This is a genomic window from Bradyrhizobium sp. R2.2-H (assembly GCF_004346455.1).
Taxonomy (GTDB): Bacteria; Pseudomonadota; Alphaproteobacteria; order Rhizobiales; family Xanthobacteraceae; genus Bradyrhizobium; species Bradyrhizobium diversitatis.
Genome location: NZ_SMBR01000005.1, coordinates 262,771 through 281,889, shown reverse-complemented (window position 1 = coordinate 281,889; position 19,119 = coordinate 262,771). Strand labels below are relative to the sequence as shown.

Here is a 19,119-nt window from a genome sequence, read left to right as displayed (position 1 = left end):
TACATGCGCTGCGGCCCGATGGATTCCGGGTTCGCGACTTCGTCGCGCCCCGGAATGACAGCAACCATCAGTGCGTCAATTCCTTCATCGCGTTCTCCAGCCCCTCGATCGTGATCGGATACATCCGGTTGGCGAAGATGCGCTTGATGATGGTGGTGGATTCCGAATAGTCCCAGTGCTTCTGCTGCACCGGGTTCAGCCACACGGTGTGCGGATAGGTGCGGATGATACGGTCGAGCCAGACCGAGCCCGGCTCCTCGTTGACGTGCTCGACGGAGCCGCCGGGCACCATGATCTCGTAAGGCGACATCGAGGCGTCGCCGACGAACACGACCTTGTAGTCGTGCGGGTATTTGTGCAGCACGTCCCAGGTCGGCGTGCGGTCGGTGAAGCGGCGCTTGTTCTGCTTCCACACGCCTTCATAGAGGCAGTTGTGGAAGTAGAAATACTCCATGTGCTTGAACTCGCTCTTCGCCGCCGAGAACAGCTCCTCGACCTGCTCGATATGCGCGTCCATCGAGCCGCCGATGTCGAAGAACACCAGCAGCTTCACCGCATTGCGCCGTTCGGGGCGCATGTGCACGTCGAGATAGCCGTGATTGGCGGTCTCGCGGATGGTGGTGTCGAGATCGAGCTCGTCGGGCGCGCCGGTGCGCGCGAACTTGCGCAGGCGTCGCAGCGCCACCTTGATGTTGCGGATGCCGAGCTCGACATTGCCGTCGAGATCCTTGAATTCGCGCTTGTCCCACACCTTCACGGCGCGGTTGTTGCGGTTCTTCTCCTGGCCGATGCGCACGCCCTCGGGATTGTAGCCATGGGCGCCGAACGGCGAGATGCCGGCGGTGCCGATCCACTTCGAGCCGCCCTGGTGCCGTCCCTTCTGCTCCTCGAGGCGCTTCTTCAGGGTCTCCATGAGCTTGTCCCAGCCCATGGCCTCGATCTGCTTCTTCTCTTCCTCCGTCAGGTACTTCTCGGCGAGCTTCTTCAGCCACTCCTCGGGGATCTCCGCCTTGTCCATGGCCTCGAGCAGGCTTTCCAGCCCCTTGAACACCGTGCCGAAGACGCGGTCGAACTTGTCGAGGTTGCGCTCGTCCTTCACCAGGGAGGCACGGGACAGATAATAGAAATTCTCGACCGTGTAGTCCGCGAGGTCAGCGTCGAGCGCCTCCATCAGCGTGAGGTATTCGCGCAGCGTCACGGGGACCTGCGCGTCGCGCAGAGAGGTGAAGAATTGCAGGAACATGGCTGACAGATTGCCCGTCGGGGGACGAACGTCAAGGGGCGGAGCTCCACCTCTCCCAGAGGGAGAGGTCGGCACGCAGTGCCGGGTGAGGGGTTTCGCGTCCTCGTGGGACCGGCGGCCCCTCACCCGGATCGCTGACGCGAACCGACCTCTCCCCGCTGGGGAGAGGTGAACCACGCGCGTCGGCGGACCAATTCAACGTGGACCCGAGGCCTTTTTGCTCTAGAATTGCCCTTCTCACGGGGTTGTTTTGGGGACGTTTGCAATGGGAATTCTCGCAGCGCTCATCATTGGCGCGATCGCAGGCTGGCTCGCGGGCAAGATTGTCCACGGGGCGGGATTTGGGCTGGTCGGCAACATCGTCGTCGGCATCATCGGCGCACTGGTTGCGGGCTGGGTGCTGCCCCAGCTGCACATCCAGCTCGCCACCGGCACGTTAGGTGCCATCGTGGACGCCACGATCGGCGCGGTGATTGTGCTGGTCATCCTTTCGCTGATAAAACGGGTCTGAAAGCCTGACCGAACCAGGAACGGCCGCCATGCGCGGCCGTTCGCTTGTCGTGACCAAGGCAACGAAATTGGCATTGCCTCACGACGACGACCAACAAGGACGCGCGATGAAATTTACCGGCACCAAGGACTATGTTGCGACCGACGATCTCAAGGTCGCCGTCAATGCCTCGATCGTGCTCGAGCGCCCGCTCCTGGTGAAGGGCGAGCCTGGCACCGGCAAGACGGTGCTGGCGGAAGAAGTGGCGAAGGCGCTGAACGCACCGCTTTTGACCTGGCACATCAAGTCCACCACCAAGGCGCAGCAGGGCCTCTACGAATACGATGCGGTCTCGCGCCTGCGCGACAGCCAGCTCGGCGACAGCAGGGTCTCCGACATCAAGAACTACATCAAGCGCGGCAAGCTGTGGGAAGCCTTCACGGCCGAGCAGCGCCCGGTGCTCCTGATCGACGAGATCGACAAGGCGGACATCGAATTTCCCAACGACCTGCTGCTCGAGCTCGACCGCATGGAATTCCATGTCTACGAGACCGGCGAGACGATCAAGGCCAAGCAGCGCCCGATCATGATGATCACCTCCAACAACGAGAAGGAGCTGCCGGACGCGTTCCTGCGCCGCTGCTTCTTCCACTACATCAAGTTCCCCGATGCCGACACGATGGGCCGCATCGTCGACGTCCACTTCCCCGGCATCAAGAAGCGCCTCGTCGAGGAAGCGCTGCGCATCTTCTTCGAGGTACGCGAGGTGCCCGGCCTGAAGAAGAAGCCCTCTACCTCGGAGCTTCTGGACTGGCTCAAGCTGCTGCTCAACGAGGACATGAGCGTCGAGCAGTTGCGGGAAAGGGACCCGCGAAAACTGATCCCGCCGCTGCACGGCGCGCTGCTCAAGAACGAGCAGGACGTGCACCTGTTCGAGCGGCTGGCGTTCCTGAGCCGGAGGGAAGTGTAGGCGCGAACTTGCTTGCGATAGCGTCCGCTATCGCTCCCATCACCGGTGTCATTCCCCGCGAAGGCGGGGAATCCAGTACGCCGCAGCCTGTCGGCTCAATCACAACAGCCTCTGGAATACTGGATCGCCCGCCCCTGTGCGCAATTGCGCACTAGGCGGGCGATGACGGCGATTGTGTAGATACAGTCACAGCTTCGCAGCCTCGCGGCGCATCTCGCCCGAGCTTTGCTTCATTGCCTGCCCTCAAAGAAAAGGGCGCAGGGAAGACCGGGTGCCGACGGGCACCCGCGGTCTGCTGCGCAAAAAGCACACGCAGAAAACCGCACAGCAGCATACAGGTGTCGCCGAACACTCGGCCTTCCCTGCGCGATGGTCGGACGGCTTATGCCGTGCTCTCCCGGGAGCCGAGTTCCTTCTGGCCTCCCTCGCCCCGCGAATTGGCGATGCCGTCTGCCCGGTTGGGCTCGCGCGCATCTTCGCGGACAGCTTGACCGTAGCAACGACGGCCAGAACCACACGGTTTTGCCGTACGCAGCTCATCCGGCTTCGCCAAAGAGGCTTCGCCGGACTTCAGCGCCGCTCGTCCGCACGAAGCCTCGGGCTCACAGGGACTACCCGCCCTGCCCGCGCCATCTCGTGCCGACGCTGCCGCGTCCACCGCAACCCGGCCCGCGTTTCGAACGACTCGCGAACCGCCCCTCTCCGTCGGGCCGGGCTGTTTCGATCTATGCCGCAATTCCGAATTTCGGTAAAGTGGAATATTTTCGCACGGAGGGGTTGACGGGGTGGCGGGGTGTTTTGCCCGACGGGCTAACTCAGCGCAGGCCGTGCGCTACGGCCAAAATCGATATACCCTTCCATGGTCAAACAAAAGCACCACCGCGCATTCGGACCGACGAGATAGTGATGCTGGGGAACCTCAAGGAGGACGGGAAGTACGCGCCTCATCGTCTCCACGGATGCAGCGAGGGCGAAATCAGTGCCGCTGTCGCCAACATAGAGAACCGTCCCCTTCAATCCGAGGCGATTGCAGATCTCATCGAAGAACTCGACAAACTTCTTCGATCGATCAAATCCCTCATTGTCAGCGCATTCGATGGCATCGGATACGCGTGTCCAATCGATCTTCGAACCGCACGTGGGATATGTGCTCTCAAGCAAACGGAAGACATCGCTCGCGTCTCCGGCCTCAATCAAGCTGCCGCCGTCAAAATCGGTTCTTAGAGCCTGCCGGATCTCGTCGTCATACGTGCTCATGTTCAGCAACAGCTCGTAGGATGGATTAGCGACAGCGTAACCCACCTCTTTTGTTTCAGCACTGGTAGACTTGGTGGGTTACGCAAACGGCCGCGCTTTTGCGCGGCCGCCCACCCTACAAGTTCGTGCCTCACGCCACCGCAGCGTCCGGGATGCGCGCGGCTTCCATCGGCTGTTTGCCGCGGATGAGGTCCGAGGCGCGGTCGGCGATCATCATGGTGGAGGCGTTGAGGTTCGCCGAGATCATGCGCGGCATCACCGAGGCGTCGATCACGCGGAGGCCTTCGAGGCCGTGGACGCGGAGCTGGTCGTCGACGACCGCCCAGGTCGAATCCGCCGGGCCCATGCGACAGGTGCAGCCGGGGTGGAAGGTGGTGGTGCCGCGCTCGGTGGCGGCGTGCAGGAACTCGTCGTCGGTGTTGACGTTGGGGCCGGGGAAATCCTCGTAGGCGTAGTAGGGCGACAGCGGCGCGGACTTCAGGAGCTTGCGCGCGAGCTTCATGCCGCCGACGACGACGCGGCGGTCGAGCTCGGCATCGAGATAGTTGGTCTGGATGATCGGCGGCGCGAATGGATCAGCCGAGCGGATGCGGACGTAGCCGCGGCTCTCCGGGCGCTGCTGCCAGGATGCGACCGTCATGCCGGGCTCGTCCTCGAGCTGGCCCTGCACGCCTTCCTTGTAGCTCGCCGGCGTGAAGGTGAGCTGGAGATCCGAGCTCTCCGCGCTCTCGCCGGAGTGCCAGAAGCAGTAGACCATGGTCGGCGACAGCGACAGCAGGCCGCGGCGCGCGGTCGCCCATTTCAGCGCCTCGATCCAGAGCGAGAGGCCGCGGCGGAGCTCGTTGATGGTCTTGATGTCCTTGACCCGCGCCACCGTGCGCGGGGCGTAATGGTCCTGCAGGCCCTCGCCGACCGGAAGCGCGTGACGCACGGCGATGCCGTGCTGCTGCAGCAGATCCGGCGAGCCGATGCCGGAGAGCTGCAACAGCTGCGGCGAATTATAGCTGCCGCCGGAGAGGATCACCTCCTTGTTGGCGCGCACCTCGACGGGATGCCCGCCGCGGCCGCCCTTCATGTAGCGCACGCCGACGGCGCGCTTGCCTTCAAAGATGATCTCGGTGGCGTGCGCATGGGTATGGACATGCACGTTCGGCCGCTTCATCGCCGGCTTGAGGAACGCGGTCGCGGCGGAGACGCGCAGGCCGTTGTTGATGGTGCGCTGGCAGTAGGAGACGCCTTCCTGGGTCTTGCCGTTGTAGTCGGGGTTGCGGGGAATGCCGAGCGAGACCGCGCCCTCCATGAAGGCCTCGCAGAGCGGATCGCGCCAGTCCATGGTGGTGACCGTGAGACTGCCCTCCCGGCCGCGATAGAGCGCCTCGCCCTCGCCGACCCGCTTCTCCAGCCGCCGGAAGTAAGGCAGCACGTCGGCATAGCCCCAGCCGCGATTGCCCATCTGGGCCCAGGTGTCGAAATCCATGCGCTGGCCGCGATTGTAGATGTGGCCGTTGATGGAGGACGAGCCGCCGAGCGTCTTGCCGCGCGGCGCGTAGATGCTGCGCCCACCGGTCCAGGGCCCCGGCTCCTGCTGATAGGCCCAGTTGATGCTCTTCATGTGGAAGGTCTTGATGAAGCCCGCCGGCAGATGGATGTAGGGATGCCAGTCCCTCGGGCCCGCCTCGAGCACGCAGACGCTGACATTCGGATCTTCGCTGAGCCGGCTGGCGAGCACGCAACCGGCGGAGCCCGCGCCGACGATCACATAATCAAATCTATCCATGGTCCCTCGGCCGCCCCTAGCATGTCTCGATATTGAGTGAATTGCAGCCGCGGATTCCGACACCTCTCCCATAGGGAGAGGTCGATTTGCGCAGCAAATCGGGTGAGGGGCTCAAGTCCCACGAGAGACCGGTCCCCTCACCCGGCGCTACGCGCCGACCTCTCCCTATGGGAGAGGTGATCGAGCCCGCGGCGACATCGTTACGAAAAGCACACATGATCCCTAACGCGGCTTGTCGTTGAGCTGGAATTCGAGATGCGCCTGCACCGTCGGCCATTCGGCGGCGGTGATGCTGTAGACCACGGTGTCGCGCAAGGTGCCGTTCGGCGCGATCTGGTGGCTGCGCAGGATGCCGTCCTGCTTGGCGCCCAGGCGCTCGATGGCGCGGCGGCTCTGGTGGTTGAAGAAATGGGTGCGGAACTCGACCGCGATGCAGTCCAGCGTCTCGAAGGCGTGGCGCAGCAAGAGCAGCTTGCACTGCGTGTTGAGCGGGCCGCGCTGCGCGCCCTTTGCGTACCAGGTCGAGCCGATCTCGACGCGGCGGTTGCCGGCGTCGATGTTCATGTAGGTGGTCATGCCGACGATCCTGCCGCCGGCATCGAACACGGTGAACGGCAGCATTGAGCCGCTGGCCTGCAGCCCCAGGCGGCGGTCGATCTCCTTCGCCATGCCCTCGGCCGTGGGGACCGCCGTGTACCAGAGCTTGAAGAGTTCGCCATCCTTGACGGCCGCGACCAACCCTTCGCGGTGATCGTGCGACAGCGGCTCGAGATGGGCGTGCTGTCCACGCAGGGTGACGGGATCGGGCCAGGGCATTTTCTTACTCCATAATGACTGTCGTCATTCCGGGGCGCGACGAAGTCGCGAGCCCGGAATCCATAACCACCGTCTGGGGTTATGGATTCCGGGCCTGCGTGCTGGCGCACGCATCCCGGAATGACGACGGATGTATTGGCACGGCTTTGTCCAGATACATTCACTTGTTCAAAAAGTTCAACGGCAAACCGCCGCGCGGCCAGTCCATGGCGATCAGTTCGCCCTTGCCGGACAGCGTGATATAGGCGGTCTTCAGCTCGGGGCCGCCGAAGGCGATGTTGGTGGTGACGCGGTCGCCGGTCGGGACCTGCTCGACCAGGGTGCCGTCGGGCGCGATCACCGAGATGCAGCCGGAGACGAGGGTGGCGACGCAGACATTGCCGCCTCCCTCCACCGCGAGCGAATCGAACATCTGGTAGCCGCCGAGGCCGCAGATCGGCTTTCCCCGCTCGCCGCGGTAGATCACGTCGCGCGGCTTGAGCGTGCCGGGCGCCGAGAGTTCATAGGCCCAGAGCCGGCCGGTCGGCGTCTCCGCGATGTAGACGGTGTTCTCGTCCGGCGACAGCCCGATGCCGTTGGCCGGCAGGATTCCGTGCACGACCTCCACGATCTCGCTCATGCCGGGCTTGAGGTAATACATGCCGCCGACGTCCATCTCGCGCGCGCGGCGCTTGCCGAGATCGGAGAACCAGAGGCCGCCCTGCCTGTCGAAGACGAGATCGTTCGGCCCGCGCAGATCGTGCGCGCCGCACTTGGTCACGACGGTCTCGACCTTGCCGGACCGCAGATCGACGCGCTGGATCGCGCCGCCGAGATAATCGTCGGGCTGCGGACCCGGCATGATCATGTTGCGGGTCGGGATCCAGGAGAAGCCGCCATTGTTGCAGATGTACATCTTGCCGTCGGGGCCGAGCGCGGCGCCGTTCGGACCGCCCGGAATCTTGGCGACGATCTCCTTGCGGCCGTCAGGATAGACGCGCGTCAGGCGCTGGCCGCGGATCTCCACCAGCACCACCGAGCCGTCGGGCATCACCACGGGGCCTTCGGGAAATTCGAGGTCGGTGGCGAGAACGCGGATGTTGGACATGTGAGAACCCTCCCGGCTGCTTGTTATGGCTTGCACGGGATGTCCGGCACGGGCTCCGCAGGCAAGATTTGCCTGCGGTTATGACAAAGTCGCCAAGCCTTGCCAAGCAAGCCGGACGGTATGCCAGCGTTGCACTGCAAAGCGCGATGAAGGTCATCGCGCCTTGCGTCCTCGTCCGAGCATGATCCTTCCGGAAAACCGCTGCGCACTTTGCGCTGACGCGGCCCTTCGGCTCCGGATCATGCTATTCCCTCACCGGCAACCAGATCTCGAAACCGCCATTGCCGGTTGCAGGATCGAACGTCTCGTCGTAGCGCTCGAAGTTCGGCGCGTCCGCGGCTTTGAGACCGGATGCCGGCAGCCACTGATTCCAGATCGTGTTCACGGTGCGCCGGATCGAAGCGACGTGCTCGGTATGCGTGAACACGGCATAGCGCTGCTCGGGAATGCGGACGCGGCCGAAGCGGCGCGGCAGGTCGGAGAAATCGGCGACCTCGATCCCGGCGATATAGTCGAAATTTCCGGCGTCATCGCCGTTGCAGCAGACGCCGTAGGCGACTTGGATTTTTCCTTGGCCGACCCGCGCGGGAATGTCGGCGATCTCCTGATGGAAGCGTTGCCAAAGACCGGGGATCATGGCGCCGTTGTCGCAGGAGATGCGCTCGGCGGAGCCGGCGACGAGGAAGGTCTTTGCGGTCTCGAAACGCGGCGGGGCGAGTGTATCGAGCATCGTGGAATCCATGAGGATCGCCTCCTGAAGCTTGAGCTGGCCGACGCACGTTGCCGCCCTCACCGCTTCGGGCGTGGTGCCGAAATGGTCGCGGAACGCGCGGGTGAAGGCTTCGTGGGAGCCGTAGTCCGCCTCCAGCGCCAGCGACAGGATGTCGGGTGCGCCCTTTGCCAGACTGCGCGCCGCCTCCGTCAGCCGGCGCGCACGCACGTACCGCATCACCGGCAGACCGGTGGCTGCGGCAAACGCACGCACGATGTGGAACCGCGACACGCCTGAGATCGCCGCGATCTCGTCGAGTGTCATCGGCTCGGCCAGATGGCTCTCGATATACCAGAGCGCGCGCTGGGCTGGATTCATGACGGTTCAGGCTCACGTTCGAAGCGCGGCGATGATGCTCCGGTCTCTGCCGCCCTGCTTGATCGGCATTGCTGTCCTTCGCATCAGGATAGCCCGGCAATCGTCGCTGGCAACGCCCTGCTGTTCATGGCTACACTCGTCGAAACCGCTCACGAGAAAGAGGAACCGGGTCATGGAAATCACCGATGTGCGGGCGCACCATATCCGCATCCCCTATGACGCCGGTGTCGCAAGCTTCCGCCAGGGTGCTTCCGCGATTTCCGCGCTCGACATGGTCCTCGTCGAGGTCACGACCGATTCCGGGCTGACCGGCTGGGGCGATGCCTTCGCCTATGTCTGCCCGCGCACCACGCGCAGCGCCGTCGAGGAGATGATCGCGCCGCAGGCCCGCGGGCTGAAGGTGCCCGATGCTGCCGGCATTCCCGCGGTGATGGAACAGATCCAGCGCAATCTGCATCTGTTCGGCCGCTACGGCATCACCATGTTCGCGATCTCCGGGCTCGATATCGCATTGTGGGACCTGGCTGCGAAGATCAAAGGCGTGCCGGTGCATCGCCTGCTGGGCGAGATCAGGCGCACGGCCATTCCGGCTTACGCGAGCCTCCTGCGGATCGGCTCGCCCGACAACATCGCCGCCGAATGCAGGAAGGCGCTCGCGCTCGGCTATGCCGCGATCAAGCTGCACGAGACCACGGCCCCTGCAGTGTTCGCCGCGCGCGAGGCGATCGGGCCAGCCATTCCGCTGATGGTCGACATGAACTGTCCGTTGACTGGCGAACAGGCGATCGCGTTTGCGAAAACATGCCGGGAGGCGCAGCCGATGTTCCTGGAGGAGCCGGTCTGGCCGCCGGAAGACTTCGCCACGCTCGCCGACGTCCGCAGCAAGGGCGGGCTCGGCGTTGCCGCCGGCGAGAATGCCTGCACCGAATATCAATTCCGCCAGATGATCAAAGCGGGCGCGGTCAGCCACGCCCAGCCCTCGGTCATCAAGGTCGGCGGCATCACGGAATTCCTGAAGGTCGCGACGCTGGCCGATCGGCTCGGCGTCAAGATCGTCCCACACTCCCCTTACTTCGGCCCCGGCCTGCTGGCGACGCTGCATCTGCTCGCAACGCGCGACGACGGGCTGGTCGAGATGTTCTATCTCAAGCGCGAGGCCTGCCTCTGGGGCGGACGCGCCGATGTCGATGCCACCGGCCATGTCGCGGTGCCCTCAGGCCCCGGGCTCGGCTACGACCCCGATCGTGCCGTGATGGAGCGCTATCGCATCGCGTGAACGGCGCGCTTATTTCGCGGCGTCCTTGGGCGGCGGCGCATCCTGCTTCTTCTTCAGATCCTCGGCGGTCTTCGCCTGCGCGGCCTGAACCTCGCCGAGCGTCTTCTGCAAGCCGGCGAGGCTCGACTTCAGCGCTTCGATCTGGCGATTGGCGGCATCCAGCTTCTGCTGATGATCACGGGCGAGCTTGGCGATCGTCTTCTGCAGGAAATCGACATTGCTCTGCAGGCAGCTGGTGCGCCGCTCCATGGTCTTCTCGACGGTGCAGATCTCGATCCCGGGCACGTCCTGCGCGCGGAGCGGCAGCGGCGCCAGCGCTGCGAGCAGCAACATCGCGAAACAAATGCCGGTGTTTCGAAGCAGCATGCAGGTTCCTCGTCCGATCGATCACGGCAATGTGCGCCGTTTGCGCGCCGCAGCGTGACGCTACCACACTCGTACCGCATTCTCGCGTTGAGCTTGCGTCTGTTCCCAGGGATGGGGAACGATGATCCGCACGCGGAAGAAGTGGGCACTCTTTCCGCGGCTTTGTTTAGGGGAGATTTTTGGAATGGCAACGCGCGACAGACGTTTGGCGGAGTTCGACGGAGCCGGAGAACCACCGCCGGGCCTGCCACTCGAAGTGCTCTGCGAGGATCACAGCGGAACATATCAACTGCCGTTCGCCTGCCGCTACGTCGAGGGACGCTGGCAGAACCACGAGGCCGGCATCGCGGTCGAAGCAACCGTCATCGGCTGGCGCCTGCCGCGCGTGAAGCAGCGCGGGGCCGCCTGAGAGCGGTTTCTGTTTCAAAATGCGACGGCGCCGCGCTCCGCCTTAACCTTCGGAACGCGGCCCGAACGAATCACGTCCGAATCAGCCGGAAGGCCGTGTACGCAGCTGTTCACGGCTAGATGTCGACATGGCTGTGCGGGCGCGCACAATATCTGCGCAGCACGCGGGATGGGCCCGGCCTGTCACCGGCGCCAAAGGTTAATCGCGGCAAAGGCATCGCTGTGGGGCCGCCGCGCGAGGGCGCCGCCCCCGAAACAGGCAGGACGGCGCAACACCTGCCTAATATTCGACCTCGAGCTCCTCGATCTCGGCTGGCTCCTCCCGCGCCGCAGCGATCCATTCCTGCATCTCCGGCATGGCCATGATGGTATCGGCATAGGCCTTCAGGCGCGGCTCGAGCTTGACGTCATAGGTCACAAAGCGCGTCACCACCGGGGCGTACATCGCATCCGCCATGGTGCGCCGCGCGCCGAACAGGAAGGGGCCGCCCGATTTCTCCAGGCAGTCGCGCCAGATGAAGGAGACGCGGTCGATGTCGGCCTGCGCCCGCGACCAGATCTTGAAGCCGGGAAAGTGTCCCTTCAGGTTGACCGGCAGCGAGGCGCGCAGCGTGGTGAAGCCGGAATGGATTTCGCCTGAGATCGAGCGGCAATGGGCGCGCTGGATGCGGTCGGCCGGCAGCAGGCCGGCGTCCGGCATCACCTCGGCGAGATATTCGGCGATCGCCAGCGTATCCCAGACCACGGCGCCCTCGTGCCGCAGGCACGGCACCAGGATCGACGACGACAGCAGCAAAATCTCGGCGCGTGCCGACGCATCGTCCGGGGCGGTGACGATCTCCTCGAAATCGAGCCCGGAGAATTTCGTCAGCAGCCAGCCACGCAGCGACCAGGACGAGTAGTTCTTGCTGCTGATGGTCAGTGTCGCCTTCGCCATGTGGCCTCTTCCTTGGTCCGACTTCAGCCCGGCCCGCTCTGTGCTTCCCGTGTCATGCGCAGCAAGCGACGTGCCAATTCAGCGGCGACCCGGACTGCCGTCTGGCGTCCTTATTGCATGGCAGCACGGGACGGGATGGGCGTTTCAGCATGATGTCAATGTTTTATCAGGCCTTTCAAAACCACATGGACCTGACGGCGCCATGGCGCGCAGGGGCTTCATCGGCACTCAAATTCCTCAATCTGGTGCCGCAGGGCAGGTCGGATCAGGTCGTCGGCCGGCTGTCGGCCGCGCTGGAGCTGATCTCGCGCTCCACTCTGACCTATGACCGGCCGGCCTACGGCATCGACAGTGTCATGGTCGGCAACCGCGAGATCGCCGTGACCGAGGAGATCGCCTACGCGACGCCGTTCGGCTCGCTGCTGCACTTCAAGAAACACGGCGTGGCGGAGCAGCCGCGCATGCTGCTGGTGGCGCCGATGTCCGGCCATTTCGCGACGCTCTTGCGCGGCACCGTGAAGACGCTGCTGCAGGACCACGACGTCTACATCACCGACTGGCACAATCCGCGCGACATCCCGCGCAGCGAGGGCCGCTTCGGGCTCGACGACTACACCGATCATCTCATCGACTTCCTGGGCCAGCTCGGTCCGCGCCCGCACATGGTGGCGATCTGCCAGCCGTCGGTCTCGGCGCTCGCGGCCGCCGCCGTGATGTGCGAGGGCAACCATCCGTCACGCCCGGCGACGCTGACGCTGATGGCGGGGCCGATCGACACACGCATTCAGCCGACCCGGGTCAACGAGTTCGCCAAGAGCCGGCCGATCGACTGGTTCGAGCAGAACCTGATCAACTACGTGCCGGTGCAGTGCCGCGGCGCGCTGCGCAAGGTCTATCCCGGCTTCGTGCAGCTCACCGCTTTCGTCTCGATGAATCTCGAGCGCCACATCAAGCAGCACATGGATCTCGCCAACCACATCGCCAAGGGCGAGAAGGAGAAGGCGGCGACCATCAAGACCTTCTACGACGAATATTTCGCCGTGATGGACCTGCCGGCGGAGTTCTACATCGAGACCGTGCGCGATGTGTTCCAGGAGCACCTGCTGCCGCAGGGCAAACTGATGCACCGCGGCCGCCCGGTGAACACCAAGGCCGTCAGCCGCATGGGCCTGATGACGGTCGAGGGCGAGAAGGACGACATCTGCTCGATCGGCCAGACGCTCGCCGCGCAAGACCTCTGCACCGGCGTACGCGCCTATCGGCGCGTCCACCACATGCAGGCCGGCGTCGGCCATTACGGCGTGTTCTCCGGCAAGCGCTGGAACAACGAGATCTACCCGCTGCTGCGTGATTTCGTGCACGTCAATTCGTGAGGCGCCTCAGGCCGACCATTCCTCGCCCCAGACCTGCACGACGTGGCCGGGCGAGACCTCGCGATATTGCCGGCGAGGCGGCTGGTGCTCCGGCGGGCGCACCGGGCTTCTGATCTCGTCGTTCGAGGCCTCGCGCCGGACGCCGCGACGCGACGGATCGGGCACCGGCACGGCGGCCATCAACTTCTTCGTGTAGGGATGCTGCGGATTGCCGAACACCGCAGCGCGCGGGCCGATCTCGACGATCTCGCCGAGATACATCACCGCGACGCGATGGCTCATGCGCTCGACCACCGCGATGTCGTGGGAGATGAAGAGATAGGCGAGGCCCATGCTGGCCTGGAGGTCGAGCATCAGGTTGACGACCTGCGCCTTGACCGAGACGTCGAGCGCGGAGACGGCTTCATCCGCGACGATCAGCTTCGGCCCGAGCGCGAGCGCACGCGCGATGCAGATGCGCTGGCGCTGTCCGCCGGAGAACTCGTGCGGGAAGCGCGCCGCCATGTCGGCGGTCAGGCCGACGCGGACGAGCAGGTCGGCGACCTTGTCGCGGGCCTGAGCTGCCGTGGCAAGGCCGTTGGCGAGCAAGGGCGCAGCGATCGCCGTTCCCACCGACATGCGCGGATTGAGGCTCGCGAACGGGTCCTGGAACACGATCTGCATCTGCTTGCGAAAATCGCGTAAGGCCCGGCCGTTCATGGCCAGCACGTTCTCGCCGTCGACCAGGACCGTCCCGCTGTCCGGCTCGAGCAGCCTCAGGATGGAGCGCCCCGTCGTCGACTTGCCGCAGCCGGATTCGCCGACCAGCGCCAGCGTCTCGCCGGCGCGCAAGGTGAAGGAGATGTTCTCGACCGCGTGGACCCGGCCCGAGACCTTGCCGAACAGGCCCGAGCGGATGGGGAAACGCGTGGTGAGGTTTGAGACCTCGAGCAAAGGCCGCTCGGTGGGTGAGACCGTATCGGGCGTCTCGGCCGGCTCGTCCGATGTGCCGGTCACCTTGTCGACGATCGGAAAGCGCATCGGCCGCGTCCGCCCGTCCATCGAACCGAGCCGCGGCACGGCCGCGAGCAGCGCGCGTGTATAGGGATGGAGAGGCGCGGCGAAGATGCGGGCGGTGGCGTCCGTCTCCACCGCCTGCCCGCCATACATCACCACGGTGCGGTCCGCGATCTCGGCGACCACACCCATGTCATGGGTGATGAAGAGGATCGACATCCCCTCCTCCTGCTGCAGCTCCTTCAAGAGCTCGAGGATCTGGGCCTGGATGGTGACGTCGAGTGCGGTGGTCGGCTCGTCCGCGATCAGGAGCTTCGGTCTGCAGGCCAGCGCCATCGCGATCATCACGCGTTGGCGCATGCCGCCGGAGAAGCGATGCGGATGTTCGTGGAAGCGGGATGTCGCCGCGGGGATGCGGACGCGATCGAGCAGGCGGATGGTTTCCGCCTCGGCCGCCGCGCGCGACAGGCCGCGATGCTGGATCAGCGCCTCGGCGATCTGGAAGCCGATGGTGAGCACCGGATTGAGGCTCGTCATCGGCTCCTGGAAGATCATGGCGACGTCATTGCCGCGAATGCTGGTCATGCTCGCCTCGGGCAGCGCGAGCAGATCCCGTCCGGCCAACATGACGCGGCCCTCGACGCGACCGATCTCCTGCGGAATCAGCCGCATGATCGAGAGCGCAGTGACGCTCTTGCCCGAGCCGGACTCGCCGACGATGGCGACGGTCTCTCGGGCTGCGATGTCGAACGAGACGTTGCGGACGACCGGGATCCATCGCCGCTCGAGCATGAAGGAGGTGGTGAGGCCGGCGACCGAGAGCACGGGGGCCTGCGTGTTGGCAACGGCCTGATCAGATCTTTTTGTGCCGATGCTCATGCGATTGCCCTAATAGCCGCGCGTGCGATCAACAAGCCCCGGCAGCTCCTCGCCGCGACGATGACGGGCGATGACGTCGAGCACGAAATCGACCGCCGTATCGGGCGTCGTCATGCTGGCATTGTGCGGCGTCAGCAGGATGCGCGGATGGCTCCAGAACGGGTGGCCTACAGGCAGCGGTTCGGGATCGGCGACGTCGAGCACCGCGCCGGACAGCGCGCCGCTGTCGAGGGCAGCAAGGAAATCGGCCTCGACGAGATGTGGGCCACGGCCGACATTGACGAGCCCTGCCCCGCGCGGCAGCCGCGCGAACAGGTCGGCATTGAGAATGCCGCGCGTCTCGTCCGTCAGCGGCAGCAGGCAGACGAGAATGTCGGTCTGCGCGAGAAACTCCGGCAAAGAATCAGTGCCCGCGTAACAGGTGACGCCTTCGATCTCGCGCGGCGAACGATTCCAGCCCGATAGCGGAAAGCCGAACGCCTTGAGACGTTCGAGCACGGCCTGGCCGAGCTGGCCCAGTCCCATCACGCCGACACGCCGCCGCTTCGCCGGCGTGATCCGGATCTCGCGCCAGACCTGCTGCTTCTGCTGGTCGATGAAATCCAGGAGATCGCGATGCAGCGCGAGCACGGCCATGGTGACGTATTCGACCATGGTCTCGGCGATGCCGGGCTCCAGCATGCGGACCAGCGGAATGTGCGCCGGCACTTTCGTCGTATCGAACTGATCGACGCCCGCGCCGACCGAGAAGACCAGTTCGAGATTGGGAAAGGTCGTCGCGATGTCATCCGGCGGCACCCACGCCACCAGATAGCGGACGTCGGCGGGATTGCCGATGCCGGGCCAGAGCCGGAACGGCACGTCGGGGGCGCGCTCCGCGAAGAAGCGCGCCCATTCGGCACCGCGCACCATGTTGGCCTTGTAGAGAACCGTCATGCCGCGCTCAGAACGGGCTGACCGGCGCGAGCCGACGGCCGTCGATCATGCGCTTGTGGCTGTAGGCGGCGGGATCGACCAGCGGCGTCGCGCCCGTCACGAGGTCGGCCGCAAGCTTGCCGGCCGCAGGGCCGATGCCGAAGCCATGGCCGGAGAAGCCGGTGGCGAGGAAGAAGCCCGGCAGCGCATCGACCGGCGAGATCACGGGAATGGTGTCCGGCGTGCAGTCGATCGTGCCGCCCCAGGCTTCCGCGATCTCGATGTCCTTCAGCTCGGGATTGGACTTGATCAGCGCCGCCAGCGCCGAGTTGACGAGCGACATGTCGGGCGCGGGATCGCGCACGCGTTCGGCCTCGAACGGCGATGGCTTGTCGAAACTCCAGCTGGTGCCGCGCATAATCTGATCGAAGAACGACTTGCCGAATGAGAGTTTCAATCCGTTCTTGCGGTGCTGATAGGTCGGCCAGAACGTGCGTGCGTAACGGAACAGGTCCGGCGACAGCTCGACCGTGCCGCGGTTGCGCAGCGCCAGCGTGAAGCCGCCGTCGAGGCGGCGACGGATGCAGTAGAAATCGGTGCCGAGCGCGCCCGACGTGATCTCCGGCCCCGGCGTGGTCCGGCACGCGGTGGCGTTGACGAGACCGATCGGCAGCTCGATGCCGTGACGACGGCAGAACAGCGACGACCAAGCGCCTCCCGACAGCAGCACGGATTGGGTGCGGATCGTGCCCTTCTCGGTGACGACCGCGCTGACTCGCCCGCCGGTCGTCTCCAGCCCGCGCGCGGCGCAGCCCTGATGGATGGTGACGCCGTGTTTTCGCGCGGCGGTGGCGAGCGCGGGGACGGCCATCGACGGTTCGGCGCGGCCGTCGCTCGGCGTGTGCAGGCCGCCGACCCATGTGTCGGCATTGTCAGGCATGCGCTCGGCGACCTCGGCCGGCGTCAGGACGGTAGAGTGGACCTGCATCTCGCGCGCGACCGCGGCCCAGCGCTCCCAGCTTGCGAGCTCGTCCTTGCTCTTGGTCAGGAACAGGACGCCGGTGCGGCGGAAGCCGGCATCGACGCCCGCATCGTTCTGCATGTCTTCCCACAGAAGCAGCGCCTCGCGCGCCAGCGGAATCTCCTCGCGGGCGCGGCCCTGCTGCCGGCACCAGCCCCAATTGCGGCTGGACTGCTCGCCGCCGACATGGCCCTTCTCGACCAGTGCGACCGAATGGCCCTTCTTCGCGAGATGATAAGCCGCGGAGACGCCGATGACGCCGCCGCCGATGACGACGATATCCACCTGCTGCGGCAAGCGTTCGTCGCTGTTGATACGGTTGAGCGGCGGGGACATGGGGCACTCCTGGAGTTCAGTTCGATCGAGGTCTTGCTCGTCATGGGATGTTCATTCGCGGGTCGAGCGCGTCGCGCAGGCCGTCACCGAGAAAGTTGAAACTGGTCACCGCGAGCGTGATGGCGAGGCCCGGCGCGATCGCGAGCCAGGGCGCGCTGGTGAGATAGATCTGCGCGTTGTTGAGCATGTTGCCCCAGCTCGCGGCCGGCGGCTGGATGCCGTAGCCGAGATAGCTGACATAGGATTCGAGCAGGATCGCTTTCGCGACGTTCAGCGTCGCCGCCACCACGATCGGTGCGATCGCGTTGGGCACGAGCTCGCGGAACATGATCCGCAGGTTCGACGAGCCGAAGGCGAGCGCGGCGACCGCGAACTCGCGTTCCCGCAACGACCGCACCTGGGCCTCGACGACGCGAGCGACGGCCATCCAGGCCGTCGCCGCGATCAGCACGGTGGTGGTGACGAGGCCGGGCTCGGTGAGCGCGGCCAGCGCCAGCAGGAGGAAGATGGTCGGAAAGCACAGCACGGCATCGACGAGCCGCATCAGGACCGCACCGACCACGCCGCCATAGAAGCCGGCGAAGGCGCCGACGGCAATTCCGACCGCCATCGCGATCACCATCGCGACGATGCCGATCGAGAGCGAGACGCGACCGCCCATCATCAGACGCGCCAACACGTCGCGGCCGAGCTCGTCGGTGCCGAGGATGTGTGCGCCCGAGAGCGGCGGCGCGAACCGCTTCATGATGTCGATATAGGTGTCGTCGAACGGCAGCAGATAGGGGCCGAACGCCGACCCGAGGACGAGAACGAGAATGATCACCGCGCCCGCGAGGGCGAGCCGGTGGCGACGAAAGCGACGCCACGCGGCCTGGCCGGGCGCGAGCTGAACGGTGGAGATGGTCGCAGCCGTCATCGCTAGCCCACCCGGATGCGCGGATCGACGACGGCATAGAGGATGTCGGCGAGCAGGGAGCCGATCAGCACCATGGTCGCCGAGAACATCAGGATGCCCATCACCACGGGATAGTCGCGATAGCCGATGGAATCGAGGAACAGCCGACCCATGCCGGGCCAGGTGAACACGGTCTCGGCGACCAGCGCGCCGCCGAGCAGCGTCGGAAACTGCAAGCCCGCCACCGTGATCATCGGCAGCAGCGCGTTGCGAAGCGCGTGCACCGTGAGAATGCGCCATTCCGGCATGCCCTTGGCGCGCGCGGTGCGGATGTAGTCCTGGTTGATGACCTCGAGCATCGAGGAGCGCATAAAACGGCCCCACATCGCTGTTTCGACCAGCGCCAGCACCATGGCCGGCGCGATCAGATGATGCAGCAGGTCGAGGAAGGAGCCGTCGCCGATGGTCTGTCTGTTGCCGGCCGGCAGCCAGCCGAGCTTCACGGAGAAGACATAGATGGTGACGAGGCCGAACCAGAAGGTCGGGATCGACAGCGCGATCATGGCGCCGACGGTGGCGAGCGTATCGAACAGCGAGTAGCGGCGCAGCGCGCCCAGGATGCCGATCCAGCAGCCGAGCAGCACCGCGATGATGGTCGCCGTCGCCATCAGCTCCAGCGTAGCGCCGAGATGCGAGGAAATCACCGACAGCACCGCCTCGCCGTCGCGATAGGAGCGACCCCAATCGCCTCGTACCATGCGCCCGAACCAGTCGAGATATTGGACCGGCAGCGGCCGATCGAGACCGAGCTGCCTGGTGACGCGGTCGAGATCCTCCTGCGTCATCTGCCCGGAGACGGCAAACTGCGACAGCGGACCGCCCGGCGCCAGATGCAGGATGGCAAAGCCGATTCCCGAGACGATCACGAGCAACATGATCGCCTGTGCCAGGCGATTGACGACGTAGCGGGCCATCTCAGGCAATCCA

19 protein-coding genes are annotated in these 19,119 nt (G+C 65.2%); 5 read left to right on the top strand and 14 right to left on the bottom strand.

Features of this window, described 5'->3' with window-relative positions; all coding sequences use genetic code 11:
- Positions 1 to 67: 67 nt before the first annotated feature.
- The gene (locus EDE08_RS15410; RefSeq protein ID WP_131869656.1) at positions 68 to 1,243 is read right to left on the bottom strand and encodes a vWA domain-containing protein; all 1,176 of its coding nucleotides are present in this window, start codon (positions 1,241 to 1,243) and stop codon (positions 68 to 70) included.
- A gap of 265 nt (positions 1,244 to 1,508) precedes the next feature.
- On the opposite strand from EDE08_RS15410, the gene EDE08_RS15405 reads away from it, so the two are divergent.
- A complete protein-coding gene (locus tag EDE08_RS15405; RefSeq protein WP_131869655.1) occupies positions 1,509 to 1,754 on the top strand; it encodes a GlsB/YeaQ/YmgE family stress response membrane protein in 246 nt (81 codons plus the stop codon).
- Between the two features lie 106 nt (positions 1,755 to 1,860).
- Positions 1,861 to 2,703, top strand: a complete 843-nt coding sequence (locus tag EDE08_RS15400) for an AAA family ATPase (RefSeq protein WP_061027206.1) — start codon at positions 1,861 to 1,863, stop codon at positions 2,701 to 2,703.
- Positions 2,704 to 3,513: 810 nt separating this feature from the next.
- On the opposite strand, the gene EDE08_RS15390 is transcribed toward EDE08_RS15400, so the two are convergent.
- From EDE08_RS15390 to EDE08_RS38460, 6 genes are all read right to left on the bottom strand, one after another.
- Entirely contained in the window at positions 3,514 to 3,960 is a 447-nt protein-coding gene (locus EDE08_RS15390) for a hypothetical protein (RefSeq protein ID WP_131869654.1), read from the bottom strand.
- A gap of 130 nt (positions 3,961 to 4,090) precedes the next feature.
- Complete coding sequence (locus tag EDE08_RS15385; RefSeq protein ID WP_131869653.1) at positions 4,091 to 5,737, bottom strand: GMC family oxidoreductase; 1,647 nt, start codon at positions 5,735 to 5,737, stop codon at positions 4,091 to 4,093.
- 222 nt (positions 5,738 to 5,959) lie between these two features.
- Complete coding sequence (locus tag EDE08_RS15380; protein WP_131869652.1) at positions 5,960 to 6,553, bottom strand: GNAT family N-acetyltransferase; 594 nt, start codon at positions 6,551 to 6,553, stop codon at positions 5,960 to 5,962.
- 160 nt (positions 6,554 to 6,713) lie between these two features.
- Entirely contained in the window at positions 6,714 to 7,640 is a 927-nt protein-coding gene (locus EDE08_RS15375; RefSeq protein ID WP_131869651.1) for an SMP-30/gluconolactonase/LRE family protein, read from the bottom strand.
- Between the two features lie 244 nt (positions 7,641 to 7,884).
- Positions 7,885 to 8,730 carry an AraC family transcriptional regulator gene (locus tag EDE08_RS15370; RefSeq protein WP_131869650.1) on the bottom strand — a complete coding sequence of 282 codons (846 nt, stop codon included), beginning with the start codon at positions 8,728 to 8,730 and terminating at the stop codon, positions 7,885 to 7,887.
- Positions 8,731 to 8,742: 12 nt separating this feature from the next.
- The gene (locus tag EDE08_RS38460; protein WP_165935944.1) at positions 8,743 to 8,904 is read right to left on the bottom strand and encodes a hypothetical protein; all 162 of its coding nucleotides are present in this window, start codon (positions 8,902 to 8,904) and stop codon (positions 8,743 to 8,745) included.
- On the opposite strand from EDE08_RS38460, the gene EDE08_RS15365 reads away from it, so the two are divergent.
- Entirely contained in the window at positions 8,903 to 10,006 is a 1,104-nt protein-coding gene (locus EDE08_RS15365) for a mandelate racemase/muconate lactonizing enzyme family protein (RefSeq protein WP_131869649.1), read from the top strand. The two genes, EDE08_RS38460 and EDE08_RS15365, sit on opposite strands and share 2 nt — an antisense overlap.
- A gap of 9 nt (positions 10,007 to 10,015) precedes the next feature.
- Here the strand turns inward: EDE08_RS15365 and EDE08_RS15360 are convergent, their stop codons facing one another.
- Positions 10,016 to 10,372 (bottom strand): hypothetical protein, encoded by a 357-nt coding sequence (locus EDE08_RS15360; protein WP_131869648.1) that lies wholly within the window; start codon positions 10,370 to 10,372, stop codon positions 10,016 to 10,018.
- 184 nt (positions 10,373 to 10,556) lie between these two features.
- On the opposite strand from EDE08_RS15360, the gene EDE08_RS15355 reads away from it, so the two are divergent.
- The gene (locus EDE08_RS15355) at positions 10,557 to 10,781 is read left to right on the top strand and encodes a hypothetical protein (RefSeq protein WP_024339451.1); all 225 of its coding nucleotides are present in this window, start codon (positions 10,557 to 10,559) and stop codon (positions 10,779 to 10,781) included.
- Between the two features lie 279 nt (positions 10,782 to 11,060).
- On the opposite strand, the gene EDE08_RS15350 is transcribed toward EDE08_RS15355, so the two are convergent.
- On the bottom strand, positions 11,061 to 11,717 hold the full coding sequence (locus tag EDE08_RS15350; RefSeq protein WP_131869647.1) for a glutathione S-transferase family protein: 657 nt from the start codon (positions 11,715 to 11,717) through the stop codon (positions 11,061 to 11,063).
- A gap of 149 nt (positions 11,718 to 11,866) precedes the next feature.
- On the opposite strand from EDE08_RS15350, the gene EDE08_RS15345 reads away from it, so the two are divergent.
- The gene (locus EDE08_RS15345; RefSeq protein ID WP_131869646.1) at positions 11,867 to 13,090 is read left to right on the top strand and encodes a polyhydroxyalkanoate depolymerase; all 1,224 of its coding nucleotides are present in this window, start codon (positions 11,867 to 11,869) and stop codon (positions 13,088 to 13,090) included.
- 6 nt (positions 13,091 to 13,096) lie between these two features.
- On the opposite strand, the gene EDE08_RS15340 is transcribed toward EDE08_RS15345, so the two are convergent.
- The 5 genes from EDE08_RS15340 to EDE08_RS15320 are packed head-to-tail and all read right to left on the bottom strand — an operon-like array spanning position 13,097 to position 19,106.
- Positions 13,097 to 14,965, bottom strand: a complete 1,869-nt coding sequence (locus EDE08_RS15340) for an ABC transporter ATP-binding protein (RefSeq protein WP_131869645.1) — start codon at positions 14,963 to 14,965, stop codon at positions 13,097 to 13,099.
- 9 nt (positions 14,966 to 14,974) lie between these two features.
- Positions 14,975 to 15,901, bottom strand: coding sequence for a 2-hydroxyacid dehydrogenase (locus EDE08_RS15335; protein ID WP_131869644.1), 927 nt, complete (start codon positions 15,899 to 15,901; stop codon positions 14,975 to 14,977).
- A 7-nt stretch (positions 15,902 to 15,908) separates the two neighbouring features.
- Complete coding sequence (locus EDE08_RS15330) at positions 15,909 to 17,237, bottom strand: NAD(P)/FAD-dependent oxidoreductase (protein WP_131869643.1); 1,329 nt, start codon at positions 17,235 to 17,237, stop codon at positions 15,909 to 15,911.
- Between the two features lie 40 nt (positions 17,238 to 17,277).
- Positions 17,278 to 18,153, bottom strand: coding sequence for an ABC transporter permease (locus EDE08_RS15325; RefSeq protein WP_131869642.1), 876 nt, complete (start codon positions 18,151 to 18,153; stop codon positions 17,278 to 17,280).
- Between the two features lie 2 nt (positions 18,154 to 18,155).
- On the bottom strand, positions 18,156 to 19,106 hold the full coding sequence (locus EDE08_RS15320; RefSeq protein ID WP_131869641.1) for an ABC transporter permease: 951 nt from the start codon (positions 19,104 to 19,106) through the stop codon (positions 18,156 to 18,158).
- Positions 19,107 to 19,119: the final 13 nt, after the last annotated feature.

Coding starts and splice junctions, on each gene's coding strand:
- EDE08_RS15410 (WP_131869656.1), bottom strand. CDS start 1,243: ATGTTCCTGCAATTCTTCACCTCTCTGCGCGACGCGCAGGTCCCCGTG.
- EDE08_RS15405 (WP_131869655.1), top strand. CDS start 1,509: ATGGGAATTCTCGCAGCGCTCATCATTGGCGCGATCGCAGGCTGGCTC.
- EDE08_RS15400 (WP_061027206.1), top strand. CDS start 1,861: ATGAAATTTACCGGCACCAAGGACTATGTTGCGACCGACGATCTCAAG.
- EDE08_RS15390 (WP_131869654.1), bottom strand. CDS start 3,960: ATGAGCACGTATGACGACGAGATCCGGCAGGCTCTAAGAACCGATTTT.
- EDE08_RS15385 (WP_131869653.1), bottom strand. CDS start 5,737: ATGGATAGATTTGATTATGTGATCGTCGGCGCGGGCTCCGCCGGTTGC.
- EDE08_RS15380 (WP_131869652.1), bottom strand. CDS start 6,553: ATGCCCTGGCCCGATCCCGTCACCCTGCGTGGACAGCACGCCCATCTC.
- EDE08_RS15375 (WP_131869651.1), bottom strand. CDS start 7,640: ATGTCCAACATCCGCGTTCTCGCCACCGACCTCGAATTTCCCGAAGGC.
- EDE08_RS15370 (WP_131869650.1), bottom strand. CDS start 8,730: ATGAATCCAGCCCAGCGCGCGCTCTGGTATATCGAGAGCCATCTGGCC.
- EDE08_RS15365 (WP_131869649.1), top strand. CDS start 8,903: ATGGAAATCACCGATGTGCGGGCGCACCATATCCGCATCCCCTATGAC.
- EDE08_RS38460 (WP_165935944.1), bottom strand. CDS start 8,904: ATGACCCGGTTCCTCTTTCTCGTGAGCGGTTTCGACGAGTGTAGCCAT.
- EDE08_RS15360 (WP_131869648.1), bottom strand. CDS start 10,372: ATGCTGCTTCGAAACACCGGCATTTGTTTCGCGATGTTGCTGCTCGCA.
- EDE08_RS15355 (WP_024339451.1), top strand. CDS start 10,557: ATGGCAACGCGCGACAGACGTTTGGCGGAGTTCGACGGAGCCGGAGAA.
- EDE08_RS15350 (WP_131869647.1), bottom strand. CDS start 11,717: ATGGCGAAGGCGACACTGACCATCAGCAGCAAGAACTACTCGTCCTGG.
- EDE08_RS15345 (WP_131869646.1), top strand. CDS start 11,867: ATGATGTCAATGTTTTATCAGGCCTTTCAAAACCACATGGACCTGACG.
- EDE08_RS15340 (WP_131869645.1), bottom strand. CDS start 14,965: ATGAGCATCGGCACAAAAAGATCTGATCAGGCCGTTGCCAACACGCAG.
- EDE08_RS15335 (WP_131869644.1), bottom strand. CDS start 15,901: ATGACGGTTCTCTACAAGGCCAACATGGTGCGCGGTGCCGAATGGGCG.
- EDE08_RS15330 (WP_131869643.1), bottom strand. CDS start 17,237: ATGTCCCCGCCGCTCAACCGTATCAACAGCGACGAACGCTTGCCGCAG.
- EDE08_RS15325 (WP_131869642.1), bottom strand. CDS start 18,153: ATGACGGCTGCGACCATCTCCACCGTTCAGCTCGCGCCCGGCCAGGCC.
- EDE08_RS15320 (WP_131869641.1), bottom strand. CDS start 19,106: ATGGCCCGCTACGTCGTCAATCGCCTGGCACAGGCGATCATGTTGCTC.